At 65.0% G+C, this 13019-nt stretch carries 14 protein-coding genes and 1 other RNA gene; 3 read left to right on the top strand and 12 right to left on the bottom strand.

The features are described 5' to 3' along the window. Window positions 1-34: 34 nt before the first annotated feature. From ftsL to rsmI, 5 genes are all read right to left on the bottom strand, one after another. Entirely contained in the window at window positions 35-412 is a 378-nt protein-coding gene (ftsL, locus tag AAGA68_01065) for a cell division protein FtsL (protein ID MEM9383623.1), read from the bottom strand. Further along, window positions 369-1337, bottom strand: coding sequence for a 16S rRNA (cytosine(1402)-N(4))-methyltransferase RsmH (gene rsmH, locus AAGA68_01060; GenBank protein ID MEM9383622.1), 969 nt, complete (start codon window positions 1335-1337; stop codon window positions 369-371). Before rsmH ends, ftsL begins: the two co-directional genes overlap by 44 nt. Window positions 1338-1342: 5 nt before the next feature. Further along, window positions 1343-1795: a division/cell wall cluster transcriptional repressor MraZ gene (mraZ, locus tag AAGA68_01055; protein ID MEM9383621.1), complete on the bottom strand. Its 453-nt coding sequence runs from the start codon at window positions 1793-1795 to the stop codon at window positions 1343-1345. Window positions 1796-2214: 419 nt separating this feature from the next. Then, window positions 2215-2582: RNase P RNA component class A (gene rnpB, locus AAGA68_01050), an RNA gene on the bottom strand. 40 nt (window positions 2583-2622) lie between these two features. Then, window positions 2623-3501 carry a 16S rRNA (cytidine(1402)-2'-O)-methyltransferase gene (gene rsmI, locus AAGA68_01045; protein MEM9383620.1) on the bottom strand — a complete coding sequence of 293 codons (879 nt, stop codon included), beginning with the start codon at window positions 3499-3501 and terminating at the stop codon, window positions 2623-2625. A 131-nt stretch (window positions 3502-3632) separates the two neighbouring features. Between rsmI and AAGA68_01040 the strand changes: the two genes are divergently transcribed. Continuing rightward, window positions 3633-5657: a penicillin-binding protein activator gene (locus tag AAGA68_01040; protein MEM9383619.1), complete on the top strand. Its 2025-nt coding sequence runs from the start codon at window positions 3633-3635 to the stop codon at window positions 5655-5657. Between the two features lie 12 nt (window positions 5658-5669). Next, window positions 5670-6056, top strand: a complete 387-nt coding sequence (locus AAGA68_01035; protein MEM9383618.1) for a YraN family protein — start codon at window positions 5670-5672, stop codon at window positions 6054-6056. A 6-nt stretch (window positions 6057-6062) separates the two neighbouring features. On the opposite strand, the gene AAGA68_01030 is transcribed toward AAGA68_01035, so the two are convergent. The 5 genes from AAGA68_01030 to petA all read right to left on the bottom strand — a co-directional run bounded on the left by AAGA68_01030 (window position 6063) and on the right by petA (window position 9782). Then, on the bottom strand, window positions 6063-6500 hold the full coding sequence (locus tag AAGA68_01030) for a ClpXP protease specificity-enhancing factor (protein ID MEM9383617.1): 438 nt from the start codon (window positions 6498-6500) through the stop codon (window positions 6063-6065). Continuing rightward, on the bottom strand, window positions 6497-7102 hold the full coding sequence (locus AAGA68_01025; GenBank protein MEM9383616.1) for a glutathione S-transferase N-terminal domain-containing protein: 606 nt from the start codon (window positions 7100-7102) through the stop codon (window positions 6497-6499). Before AAGA68_01025 ends, AAGA68_01030 begins: the two co-directional genes overlap by 4 nt. A gap of 70 nt (window positions 7103-7172) precedes the next feature. Continuing rightward, window positions 7173-7931, bottom strand: coding sequence for a cytochrome c1 (locus AAGA68_01020; protein ID MEM9383615.1), 759 nt, complete (start codon window positions 7929-7931; stop codon window positions 7173-7175). Further along, window positions 7921-9189: a cytochrome bc complex cytochrome b subunit gene (locus tag AAGA68_01015; GenBank protein ID MEM9383614.1), complete on the bottom strand. Its 1269-nt coding sequence runs from the start codon at window positions 9187-9189 to the stop codon at window positions 7921-7923. Before AAGA68_01015 ends, AAGA68_01020 begins: the two co-directional genes overlap by 11 nt. Continuing rightward, on the bottom strand, window positions 9186-9782 hold the full coding sequence (gene petA / locus AAGA68_01010) for a ubiquinol-cytochrome c reductase iron-sulfur subunit (protein MEM9383613.1): 597 nt from the start codon (window positions 9780-9782) through the stop codon (window positions 9186-9188). Before petA ends, AAGA68_01015 begins: the two co-directional genes overlap by 4 nt. 487 nt (window positions 9783-10269) lie before the next feature. Between petA and AAGA68_01005 the strand changes: the two genes are divergently transcribed. Next, window positions 10270-11376 carry a trypsin-like peptidase domain-containing protein gene (locus AAGA68_01005; GenBank protein MEM9383612.1) on the top strand — a complete coding sequence of 369 codons (1107 nt, stop codon included), beginning with the start codon at window positions 10270-10272 and terminating at the stop codon, window positions 11374-11376. 27 nt (window positions 11377-11403) lie between these two features. Here AAGA68_01005 and murA read toward each other — a convergent pair whose 3' ends face one another. Together murA and AAGA68_00995 are read right to left on the bottom strand one after the other, a co-directional pair. After that, complete coding sequence (gene murA, locus AAGA68_01000; GenBank protein ID MEM9383611.1) at window positions 11404-12672, bottom strand: UDP-N-acetylglucosamine 1-carboxyvinyltransferase; 1269 nt, start codon at window positions 12670-12672, stop codon at window positions 11404-11406. 47 nt (window positions 12673-12719) lie between these two features. Next, a complete protein-coding gene (locus AAGA68_00995) occupies window positions 12720-12968 on the bottom strand; it encodes a BolA/IbaG family iron-sulfur metabolism protein (protein ID MEM9383610.1) in 249 nt (82 codons plus the stop codon). Window positions 12969-13019 lie beyond the last annotated feature (51 nt).

The following is a 13019-nucleotide window of genomic DNA, read 5'->3' as shown; positions in this document are numbered from 1 at the left end:
CGCTCGCTCGCGGCGCAATCTCTCCTGCTTCTTGCTAGTCTTCATCGTCGTCCACCCAGCGCATCTCGCCGGCCTCGGGCTCGCGCATCGACAGCTGCTCGCGCGCCAGACGCTCTACGCGCCAGTGGGCCGCAAGGGCACCGAGCTCCAGGCGCAGCTGGTTCCATTCGATGTTCAGCTCGTCACGATCACGTTTCAGTGCCTGCAGCTCCTGGAACTGCTGGCGCGCCTCGTGGCGCGCCCAAACCATAGAGAACGCAGAGGCGAGCACAGCCATCCAGGCGAGCGCCATCGCGACACGCCACCAGCGCCGGCCGGAGCCAGCCGTGACCAAGGTGGACACCGCAACGTCCTTTCCCTTGCCCTGCTCACCCACGGTGTTGACCCCGGCGTCGAGGCAGGCGTCGCGCACACCGCAGCACCGCGCTGCGCGAGCGCGGGTTCGCCGTCACTTCGGCCCCGTCGGCGCGGACCGCAGCCCCCAAGCGCGTTAGGCGCGGCTGCGCGTGCTCGGGCACGACCGGCAGGCGCGCTAGCTTTGGATCCACCCGAGAACGATCACGAATAAACTGCTTGACCATGCGATCCTCGAGGGAATGAAAGCTGATGACAGCCATCACTGCACCGTCGGCCAACAAGGCCTCGCATTGAGCGAGGGCGCAGCGCAGCTCATCGAGCTCCCCGTTGACCTGTATGCGCAGGGCCTGAAAGGCGCGCGTCGCCGGATGGCGCTTCGGATCCCTGCGCCCGAGCGTGGTCGAGATCAGCGCGGCGAGCTGAGCGGTGGTCTCGATCGGGGCCCGTTCGCGCGCCTCGCAAAGCACGCGAGCCAGACGTCGCGCCTGCGGCTCCTCGCCGTAGTCGCGCAGCACTCGCGCCAACCCTTGCTCGGTTACCTCGGCGAGCCACTGCGCCGCCGTGGCACCGGCGCTGGTGTCCATGCGCATATCCAGGGGACCGTCGTGCATGAAGCTGAACCCACGGGCGGCCTGGTCGAGCTGCGGCGAGGACACCCCCAAATCCATCAGCACTCCGTCCACCTGTGCGTAGCCCACATCGTTCACCACTTGCGTCATCTGGCTGAAGCTAGCGTGCACCAGCGTCAACCGCTCATCGTTCCCGTAGCGCTCCCTGCCTGCCGCGATCGCTTGCTCGTCGCGATCGATAGCAATCAACTTTCCCTTCGACGACAGGCGGGCCAGCAGTGCGCCAGCGTGCCCACCTCGCCCGAAGGTCCCATCCACGTACACCCCGTCGACGCCGGCCTCGGCGCTCAGCAACGCGGCACACGCCGGCTCGAGGAGCACCGGTTGATGAGCGCCGTAGGCGTCGGCCATCTCCGTCAGAAAGACAGCGTGCTGAGCTCGGCAGGCATCGCCGCCTGCTCGCGCTCCTCATCCAGCCAGCTCTCGCGCCGGTCGACCCACCGATCGGCGTCCCACAGCTCGAACTTGTTGCCCTGCCCGATCAGCATCACCGCCCGATCGAGACCCGCGAACTCGCGCAGCTCCGCCGGCAGGCGAATCCGACCGTGACCATCCAATTCCATCTCGGTCGCATGACCGATCATCAGGCGCTGCAGGCGCCGCGCCTGGCGGTCCAGGCTCGGCAGCGATGCGAGGCGCTGCTCGATCACCTCCCAGGTGGGCATCGGGTACATCAGGAGGCAATTGTCGCGGTCCACGGTGAGCACCAGCTGCCCCTCGCACTGCTCATGCAGGCGCTCGCGGTACTTCGACGGCACCGCGATCCGCCCCTTCGCATCGAGGGTCAGTCGGTTGGATCCCCTGAACAATGTGCCTCACGCTGGGGCATTCAGCCCACTTCAGCCCACAAATCTCCACGCGCGCACTATGTGGCCCACCCTGCGGGGTGTCAAGAAATGAGGAGAATTATCCCTGTCAGGACAGGGACTTATCGTTACTATCGGAGACTAATTCGGGAGGCAACGCAACACTAAATCAGTCAGTTGCACGCGGTAGCTTCTAAACCACATGAGCAGAGACCGTCCGACGAATGGCGACGACCGTTGCGCAAAGCGACGAGCGGCTGGTGGGGCGTTCCGGAAGTCACGTGGCCTTCGGCGCACGGCGCCTTGGTCCTCGGGGTAGGCGCGACGGCGTTCAGTGGCGGGCTCTGTGGAAGGAGGCACAACACCGCTGGCGAACCGAGACGCGCGTAAAGGCCACGTTCCTTGCGGAACGTCACACTAGGAGGGGGAGTCGGCCGATAAGCCGGGTTCTGTCGGGGACAGCCATTCATCTTGGGCTGGCGTCACCGCCAACCTCGAGCGACCTACCCGGGAGTCACGTGCGGGCCGCACGCCGCCGATTGCTCGGCACGCTCCCCTACATGGTCTTGCTCCGGGTGGGGTTTACCCTGCCACGCGTGTTACCACCCGCGCGGTGCGCTCTTACCGCACCATTTCACCCTTACCGCCAACCCTCGCGGGAGGCGGCGGTATCTTTTCTGTGGCACTTTCCGTGGGCTCGCGCCCCCCAGGCGTTACCTGGCACCCTGCCCTGTGGAGCCCGGACTTTCCTCCATTCGCCATAGCGAACAGCGACTGCCTGGCCGACTCCCGCGGGCGATTATGGCCCAACGGGCGGCGCTGCGCCGCGCTCACCCGCCCCGGTGGAGCTCCAAAGCGAGTCGGTAGAGGCGGTTGCGCGAGCCTCGGGTGATCTTGGCGGCTAACGCTGCAGACTGTTTGGGCGAGATGCCATCCTCTAGCAGCAAACTGAGCACCCGCCGTGCCTCGTGTCCGGCTTGTTCATCGCCTGCCTCAGGGGGCGCCCCGCCCACCACGAGCACGAACTCCCCCATGCGCCAGCGCTCGTCTTCCACGGCGTGGGCGTGCAACTGCGCCAAGGTGCCGTGGGCCACCGTCTCGTGCAGCTTGGTGAGCTCACGGGCGCAGGTCGCCTCCCGGTGCGTCCCCATCACAGCGCCCATATCTTCCAGGGTGGCTGCCACCCGTCGCGGTGACTCGTAGAAGATCATCGACCGCGGTTCCTCGGCCAGCGCCTCTAGGCGACGCCGACGAGCGACCTGCTTCGGCGGCAAGAAGCCCTCGAAGGCGAATCTGTCGCTGGGCAACCCGGCGACGCTGAGGGCGGCGATCGCCGCGCAGGGCCCGGGAACGGGCGAGACGGCGATGCCGGCCTCACGCGCCAAGCGCAAGAGACGATAGCCAGGGTCAGCGATCAGCGGCGTACCCGCGTCGCTCACCAGCGCACCGCGCTCGCCCTCGCGCAGGCGGGCGATCAGCTGCGGCGCCCGCTCGGCCTCGTTGTGCTCGTGCAGGGATAGCAGGGGCGTGGTGATGCCGAAACGTCGCAGCAGGCGTCCGCTGTGACGCGTGTCTTCAGCGGCCACGAAGTCTGCGGCCGCCAGGAGCTCGCGGGCGCGAGGCGCCGTGTCATCCAGATTTCCGATCGGCGTCGCGATGACGTGGAGCACACCGCGACCGCTTCTCTGCTCGGCCCCGAGATCGGTCATCCACTTACTGTCGCAGGCGCGCAGTGGTCTTGCCAAGGGCGTTGTGGAGACTCTGCGCAAGTCGCGTATCTAGCGCCGTTGTGGCGGAACGTCGGTTGCATGCGCCGCCCCCAGCCGTCACCCTCGCAGCCATGAGCAACACACGTCTCCTCGGCGCACTTGGCCCGACGCCGGCGACCGTCGCCGTGAGCCCCTGGCGAGTCATCGCCGCGGTGGCGGCCATCATCGCCTCGACCCTGTTGGCTGGCTGCCAGAGCACTGGCGGTGGCACCAACATCGCGCAGGCGCGCGAGCAAGCCCTTACCTTAGCTGCCAACGGGCAGCACGCGGCGGCGGCGCAGACACTAGAAGCGGCGATCACCGGTACTAGCGGGGAGTTGCGCGATGCGCTTCTACTAGATGCTGCAAGGGAGTGGATCTTCGCCGGCAACACCGCGCGTGCCGCCGGCCTCGCCGACCAACGTCAGAGCCCCCTCAGCGACGTCGGCGATCCGGCGACGCGACTAATCGGTGCCTCCCGGGCACTCACGCAACGCCAACCGTCGATCGCGCTCCAATGGCTGAGCGGGATCGCACGACCCTATCCCGAGGTGCTGACGCCGCTCATTCTCGAGCAAACAGGGCGCGCCCACTTCGTGGTCGGCGACCCGCGAGCGGCGGTCAGGGCGCTTGCCGAACGCGAACTCTGGTTGAGTTCGGACACGCAAGTCCTCGACAACCACCGCCTCCTGTGGCGCTCCTTAGTGGAGGGCGAGTTCACCCTCCCTAGCTCTGATAGCGGTGACCCTGTAGTCGACGGCTGGCTAGGCCTCGCTCGCCTGGCGCAGAGGCTTGACACGAGCCCCGGCCGCCTGCGTGGAGACATCATCGAGTGGCGCGCGCGGTACCCGGGGCATCCTGCCAATGCGCAGGTAGTACCGTCGCTGCTCGCGCAGTACCGCTCGGCCACCCAGTTCCCAGAACGGGTCGCCCTGCTCCTGCCCCTGTCCGGCAACCTCGCCCGCCCAGCGCAAGCGATTCGAGACGGTTTCATCGGTGCCGTACTGGAGGGAGGCCATGAGTCTCGAGCAATCCAGGTATCCGTGTACGACACGGCTGCCGCTGGCGCAGTGGAAGCTTACTCGCGCGCGCTCGCAGAGGGCGCTGAGTTAGTGGTAGGCCCCCTGCGCAAGGACGAGGTTCTCGCCCTCAGCCAAGTCCAACGCCGCGTCCCGACGATCACCCTCAACGACCCAGGCGAGCTCACAATGCTGCCGGGGAGCGACTTCTACCGCTACGCCCTAGCGCCCGAAGATGAAGCGCGCCAGGCGGCGCTGCGCGCGACGCGCGAGGGCCACCTGAATCTCATCGCATTAATCCCCAACAGCAACTGGGGCGAGCGCCTGCTGGCTAGCGTACGCGATGCCCTGACGGTCAACGCCCTGGCGGTGGCGGCACCGGAGCCAGCGGCGCCCGATCGGTTGCCGGACGCCGCGCAGGATACGGTTACCGCGAGCGGCTTCGTCCCTGGCGCACCGGCCCTTGTCGACTACGGCTACTACGCAAATTCGGCGGTGGATTTCTCCGCCCCCATTCGCCGCGCCCTGCGGCTCGACAGCAGCGAACGTAGGTACGACGACCTAAGGAGAATCCTCGGTGAGCGAGTGGAGTTCGAGCCTCGGCGGCGCGACGATGTCGACGCGCTCTTCGTCGCAGCCTCCGCTGCCAAAGCAAAGCTCATTCGCCCCCAGCTCCGCTTTCACTACGCTGCCGACCTGCCCTTGTACATGACCTCCGCGGCACTAGATCCTGACCCCGAGGCGAACCAAGAACTCAATGAGGTGTACTTTGCCGACATCCCCTGGCTGGCCACGGCCAGGCACGCGAATGATCCGCGCTGGGATGCGCTAGAGCGCTACGCGCCGGACGGGGTGAGCCGTGCTCGTCTCTACGCTTTCGGCGTGGATGCGTTCGGTCTGATCCCGGCCATTTGGAGTGGGGTGGTCGGCAACGAGGTCTTGCTGGAAGGCTTGACCGGCAACCTGCGCGCAGATCCGCAAGGGCGCATCGCCCGTGAGCTGGCCATCTTGCAGTTACGCGATGATGAGCTGGTCGAGGTGGTCGCACCCGCAGGGCTAGGATATACACCCCTCTCGGCGCTCTCCGAGCGCCGCTAGCCACTCGGCCCGATGAGCAAAGGCTCGAGCACCTCCCCCGAGGTGGGGGCGCTGAGCGAAGCGTGGGCGGAACGCTACCTCATCACCCACGGGTTGCAGCCCATAGACCGAAACTACCGCTGGCGCGGCGGCGAGATCGATCTGATCATGCGCGAGGGGCAGGACACATTGGTGTTCGTGGAAGTGCGGTACCGGGCAAGATCGCTGATCACCGCGCCCGAAGAAACAGTGAATGCGACCAAGCGTCGCAAGGTCGTGACCACCGCCCGGCACTATCTCGCCAAACACCCGCAGCTCCATTTCGAGAATGCACGGTTCGATGTGATCGGCCTGTCGGGGGCACTGGACGAGCCCCAGGCGCGTTGGGTGCGAGACGCGTTTCGCGCCGACGCGTGGTGAAGGCGACTACTTCACGACCTTCAGATGGCTGCCGCGACGTTCACCTCGGCCCGGATCGGTGCCGTCCGGGGGGTCATCCTCAGGCAGGGGACCGGACTCGTTGGCAAGGTCGGGTTCTGCGCTGAAAACCATGCCCTGCTCGGTCTCACGAGCATAGATTCCGAGCACGGCGGCTACCGGGATGGAGACCTGACGGGGCGTCCCCGAGAATCGAGCCGAGAACTCCACCCGGTCGTTCCCCAGGTACAGGCCTTCGGTGGCGCTATCCGAGACGTTGAGGATGATGCGACCGTCACGAACGAAGCCGTCGGGCACCTGCACGCCTGCGAGCCGAGCATCGACCACGATGTGAGGCGTGAGGCCGTTATCGAGCATCCACTCGCGCATGGCACGCAAGAGGTAGGGGCGTCGGGAGGTTAGAGCTCCTTCCGACGACCCAGTCACATCCGCATTTCCTGCTCGTGCTCAGACAGGGAGCGACGGAAGGACGGGCGGGCGAAAACACGCTCCGCGTACTTCTCGATAATCTCGGCAGCGTCATCCGGCAGCTCCACCTCGTAGTGGCTCAAGCGCCAGAGAATGGGAGCGATGCTACAGTCGACGAGGGAGAATTCCTCGCTAAGGAAAAACGGCCGTGCGCCGAAGACCTCCGCGCTCGAGACTAAACTCTCGCGCAGCATCTTGCGGGCAGCGGTGCTGCCCTTCTTGTCGCTCGCGTTCTCGATCTCATCGACCAGGCTGTACCAGTCGCGCTCGATACGAAACAGGGCCAGACGAAACTGCGCTCGGGCAACGGGATCTACCGGCATCAGCGGTGGATGCGGAAAGCGCTCGTCCAGGTAGTCGACAATCACTCGTGCGTCGTAGAGGACGAGATCGCGATCTACCAAGGTCGGTACGCTGTTGTACGGGTTTAGATCGATCAGATCTTCCGGCAGATCCGGGCCCACCACGTCGACGATTTCGACGTTGATATTCTTCTCCTGCAGTACCAATCGCGCGCGATGGCTTTGCGGGTCCGTGGGCCGCGAGAAGAGTGTCATCATAAGCTGAAGTTCCCGGCGCGTCGGGGAGCTGCCCCGACGCGCTTGAGTGAGGCGACCTTCCTGATCGCCTTTACGTGATGTCTTTCCAATACTCCTTCTTCAGTGCCAGGGCAAGCACGAAGAAGAAGGCCAAAAAGGCCATGACGCCGATACCGATTCCGCCACGCTTTAGGCGGGCGGGCTCCGCCACGTAGGTGAGGAAGTTAGTGATGTCGTTCGAGGCTTCCGCATACTCCTTGGGCGTCATCGAGCCCTCGGTGATCTGCTCGAAGTGATCGAACACCTCCCGTACGTTCCCCTTGGCGTCCGTTTCCTCACGGAAGTGGGCGCGCTGGAATCCCTGAAGCTCCCACAGCACGTGCGGCATCGCCGACCCAGGCAGCAGCAGGTTGTTCACCCCCCACGGCCGAGACTCGTCAATGTAGAACGTCATGAGATAGCCGTAAATATAATCCGAACCCTTGGAACGCGCGATCAGGCTCAGATTCGGCGGCGCAACACCAAACCAGTCCTTGGACTGGTCCGCCGGCATGCTCACCTTGACCTCGTCGAAGGGCTTATCAGTGGTGAACATGATGTCCTGCAGCTGCTCTTGGCTCATCTTCAGATCATCGGCGATGGTCTGGTAGCGAGCGTATTCCAGCGAGTGGCAGCCGAGGCAGTAGTTGGCGAAGTACTTCGCGCCGCGCTGCAGGGAGGGCACATCGCCCAGGTCCACATGAGACTTCAGGCTGATGGCCGGGCCCTCGGACGCGGCAGCGCCGCCGCCGATGAGCAGCGCGGCGAAGGCGAGCGAAGCGACCGTAGGGCGGAACACGTCAGTGCGCATGATAGGTCACCCGCTCCGGTACCGGCTTCGTCTCATCGCGCGCGGAGAACCACGGCATCAGGATGAAGAAACCGAAGTAGATCACCGAGAACAGACGCGCTAGCAGCGTGTACGTGGGGGTCGGCGGCTTCAGGCCGAGATACCCCAGGCCGATGAATGCGACCACGAATGCGGCGATAGCGGCCTTGCCGAGCGTGCCCTTGTAGCGGATGGAGCGCACCGGGCTACGATCGAGCCAGGGCAGCAGAAACAGCATGAACACAGCCGCCCCCATCGCCACCACGCCCAGGAACTTATCTGGCACGGCCCGCAGGATCGAGTAGAAGGGGGTGAAATACCACACCGGCGCGATGTGTTCCGGCGTCTTCAGCGGGTTTGCAGGTTCGAAGTTGGCATGCTCGAGGAACAGGCCGTTCGCCTCCGGTGCGAAGAACACCACGGCAGCAAAGATCGCGGCGAACACGGTAAGCCCCACCAGATCCTTTACCGTGTAGTAAGGGTGGAAGGGGATGCCATCGAGGGGCTTGCCGCTCTCATCCTTGTGCTTCTTGATGTCAACGCCATCGGGGTTGTTCGACCCCACCTCGTGCAGAGCGATGATGTGCAGGTACACCAAGCCCACGAGCGCCAGGGGAATGGCGATGACGTGCAGTGAGAAGAAACGGTTCAAGGTGGCATCGGAGATGTAGTAGTCCCCTCGCAACCATTCCGCGAGCGCCTCACCGATGAACGGGATGGCGCCGAACAGCGAGACGATCACCTGCGCACCCCAGTAGGACATCTGACCCCAGGGCAGGAGATAGCCCATGAAGGCCTCGGCCATGAGGGCGAGGTAGATCAGCATGCCGAGCAGCCAGATCAGTTCGCGCGGCTTGCGGTAGGAGCCGTAGATCATGCCGCGGAACATGTGCAAGTACACGACAATGAAGAACGCCGAGGCGCCGGTGCTATGCAGGTAGCGGATAAACCAGCCGCCCGGCACGTCGCGCATGATGTACTCGACCGATGCGAAAGCGGAAGCGGCATCGGGCTTGTAGTTCATGGTCAGGAAGATACCGCTGACCAGCTGGATGACAAGCACTACTAGGGCGAGCGATCCGAAGTAGTACCAGAAGTTGAAATTCTTCGGCGCGTAGTACTCGGACAGGTGGTTGCGCCACACACTCGTGATGGGGATACGGGCATCGATCCAGCCGATGGCAGCGCCGAGGGGACCGCTACCGTTCGAGCCAGAGGCGGTGGGCTGTTGAGCGCTCATGCGGCGGCCTCCTGGTCTTCACCGATCGTCAGAACCGAGTCGCTCTCAAAGCGGTACGGCGGCACGGCCAGGTTGTCCTGAGCTGGCACACCGGCGTAAACGCGTCCGGAGAGATCGAACTTCGAGCCGTGGCAGGGGCAGAAGAAGCCGCCCGGCCAGTCGGAGCCAAGGTCTGCGGGTGCTACCTCAGGGCGGAACAGGGGGGCGCAGCCGAGGTGCGTGCACACGCCGACGAGCACCAGTATCTCCGGCTTGATGGAGCGGTACTTGTTGGCGGCGTACTCGGGCTGCTGAGGCTTGATCGACTCCGGATCCTTCAAGCGTGACTCGACCTGGTCCAAGGACTCGAGCAGCGCCGCGGGGCGCTTGACCACGTACACGGGCTTGCCCCGCCACTCGATCGTCAGCATCTCGCCTTCTTCGAGACGAGCGATATCGACCTCCACCGGTGCACCCAGACCCTGGGCACGGGTACTAGGATTGAATGAGGCGATGAAGGGCACTGCGACTGCGGCCGCGCCCGCACCTCCTGCCACGGTCGTTGCCAGAGTCAAAAACTGGCGACGATCGAGGTTCAGGCCTCCGTTACTCATGATTGATTCACTCCCGCACTGTCCCGCTAGACGCTAGGAACAAGTGATCATGTTGGCCGTCGGGTGGGTACCGCGGTGGCGGTGTCGACCATCCCGGACTACAAGATCGCGAGCCGAAGAACGCCGGGCCCTCGTTCACGATCGACGCAGCGCCTTGCCTTCTGAGCTCGCATCGACGCGAGCCAAAGAAAGTCCGTGGTTGGGACCGCCTGTCCCGGTGCTGAGCGGCGGGATTATACACACTGCTCACACCGTTGGGTGCGGCCCAGACGGCGATTCCGGAGCTGGCTCACGCTTATCGAGGTGCCTACCATCAGGAGGACCCAGAGTCGCGATTACCAGCGCTGATGGAATCGCTCGCGCTGCGGTGCCGATTTCGGCGAATAGGGCCGTTTGGAGTCAACCAAGTGGCGGATTTCTATGGCGTCGAAACTTGAGACTTCGATGACAGGATCAACCGGACCGGGCTGCAGTAGACTTGGATCCCATGACCGACCCCGATCGCCGTCGACGTTGGGCCAGCATGCTCGCCTTCATCCCCCAGTCGGTGGTGGCTGGGCTAGCGGCAGCTTTTGTCATCGTCGCCATGCGACCGGATTTGCTAGCACCCACCGGCTCCCAAATCTACGCCGCCCCGGCACCCGCCTCCTACGCGGACGCGGTCGAGCGTTCCGCCCCTGCGGTGGTCAACGTGTACACGGGCATTGGTGATCCGGAGTCGACGACCGCCTTCGACGTAGCGGTCACGCCTAGTTCGAGCAGCCTAGGGTCGGGCGTGATCGTGAGTGACGAGGGCCACGTGCTTACTAACGAGCACCTGGTGCGCGGCAACGCGTCCGTGAAAGTGGCACTTACCGACGGTCGAGTGACTATCGCCACGGTGCTTGGCACTGACCCTGACACGGATCTCGCGCTGCTGCGGATCGACCTACGTCCAGTGCCGGTGATCAGCCTCGGCCGCTCCTCAAGGCTGCGAACTGGCGATGTGGTGCTGGCCATCGGAAATCCCTTCGGCATCGGCCAGACAGTGACTCAGGGCATCGTGAGCGCGACCGGGCGCAGCCAGCTGGGGCTCAGCCTGTTCGAGAACTTCGTGCAGACCGACGCACCGATCAACCCCGGCAACTCTGGCGGCGCCTTAGTCAACGTGGCGGGCGATCTCGTCGGCGTCAACACCGCCATGTTCACCGCCGGCACAGGGTTCGATTCGGAAGGCATTGGCTTCGCCATCCCGATCGATCTCGCCCGCGGGGTGATGCGCGAGCTGCTCGAGCACGGGCGGGTGATTCGCGGCTGGCTCGGCGTCCACGTCTCGCCTATCCAACCCGGGCAGGAGCAAGAGCTGGGGCTCGACGTGGGACAGGAGGGCATCTACCTATCGAGCGTGATGCCTCATGGGCCCGCCTCGCGCGCCGGCTTGCGCGCGGGAGACGTGGTGCTCGCAATGGACGATCGCCCGGTCCTCACGCCGCGCGAAGCCCTCGGCCACGTGGCACGGCTCACGCCGGGCAGTCTCGTCCGCGTCCAGGTGGAGCGCCAGGGCGTGGCGCTAGAAGTGCAGGCCCGCGTAAAGGAACGCCCCCGAGGCAGCTAGTGCGCTCGCCGCCGTGAGGCGCCAGCCTCAACTGACGCGACGAATACGGGCCCCCAGCTGACCGAGCTTCTCCTCGATGCACTCATAGCCGCGATCGATGTGGTAGATGCGATCCACCACGGTCTCCCCCTGCGCCACCAACCCGGCGAGCACCAGGCTCGCCGACGCGCGCAGATCGGTAGCCATGACCGGAGCCGCTGCGAGCTGCTCAACGCCTTCGATCACTGCGGTGTTGCCCCGTAGATCGATTCGAGCACCCATGCGCTGCAGCTCTAGGGCGTGCATGAAGCGATTCTCAAACACCGTCTCCTCCACCGTGGCGACCCCATCGGCGACACAGTTCAACGCCATGAACTGGGCCTGCATGTCCGTGGGGAAGCCGGGGTAGGGCGAGGTCCGGATGCTCACCGGTTGGGGCCGGCGTCCGCCCATGTCGACGTCGATCCAATCCTCACCGCACGCCACCTCGGCGCCTGCCTCGCGCAGCTTTTCCAACACCGCATCGAGGTCCTCCGGTCGTGAACGGAGCATGCGTGCGCGGCCGCCAGTGATCGCCGCTGCGAGCAGGTAGGTGCCACACTCGATGCGGTCGGCGGGCACATCGAAGGCGCCAGCCGCGGGCTGGCGCAAACGGTCGACCCCGCGGATCACTAGACGAGCCGACCCGGCGCCCTCGATCTCGGCACCTAAGGAACTTAGAAACTCCGCCAGGGCCGTGACTTCCGGTTCGCGCGCGGCGTTCTCTAGCACGGTTTCGCCCTTGGCGAAGACGGCGGCCATCATTAGGTTCTCGGTGCCGGTCACGGTGACCGTGTCGAAGACTATGGTGTTGCCCAGCAGCCCCTTCGGCGCCCGCGCACGAATGTAGCCCCCCTCCACGGTGACCTCAGCGCCCAGGCGCCGTAGGCCCGATACGTGTAGATCCACAGGCCGAGCGCCGATGGCACAGCCGCCGGGCAAGGACACGTCTGCTCGACCGAAGCGGGCTAGCAAGGGGCCGAGGACAAGAATGGACGCTCGCATCGTGCGCACGAGCTCATAGGGCGCCTCGACGCTGGCCACGGCGCTCGCATCAACCTCCACCAACATGCGCTCGTCCACCGTGACCTGGCAGCCTAGACGGCACAGCACCGCCACCGTGGTAGTCACGTCGCGTAGGTGAGGCACGTTGCCGAGGACCACAGCGGAGTCCACCAAGAGGGTCGCCGCCAAGATCGGCAGCGCTGCGTTCTTCGAACCGGAGACGCGCACCTCGCCGTCGAGCCGCACTCCTCCCGCGATGCTGAGCTTATCCAACGCCAGTGCTCCGCCTGGTGCTGCCGCGTTTCCTCATCCGTGCCACCTCAGGCATCCCCTTGCTGCTGCTCCAACTCCTCACGGGTAAGGGTCTTCAGGGAGAGGGCATGGATTTCCCTCCCCATGCGCTCGCCCAAGGTGCCGTAGACGATCTTGTGCCGCTGGAGGGTGCGCTTTCCGGCGAACGCATCGGCGACCACGAGGGCCTCAAAGTGCGCGCCATCATCGCCCTGCACGATCACCTCTTCGGCCTCCATGCCAGTCTCGATAAGTCTTTTAATTTCATCCTTATGCACGGTCTTTCCTCGGCAGGTGGAGCGGTGCCGGAAGCGGCGTTCCGCGTTTCT

The organism is Pseudomonadota bacterium, assembly GCA_039193195.1.
GTDB lineage: Bacteria > Pseudomonadota > Gammaproteobacteria > Steroidobacterales > JBCBZW01 > JBCBZW01.
The sequence above is the reverse complement of the archived record's forward strand: the minus strand, read 5'-3'. Positions and strand labels throughout refer to the sequence as shown.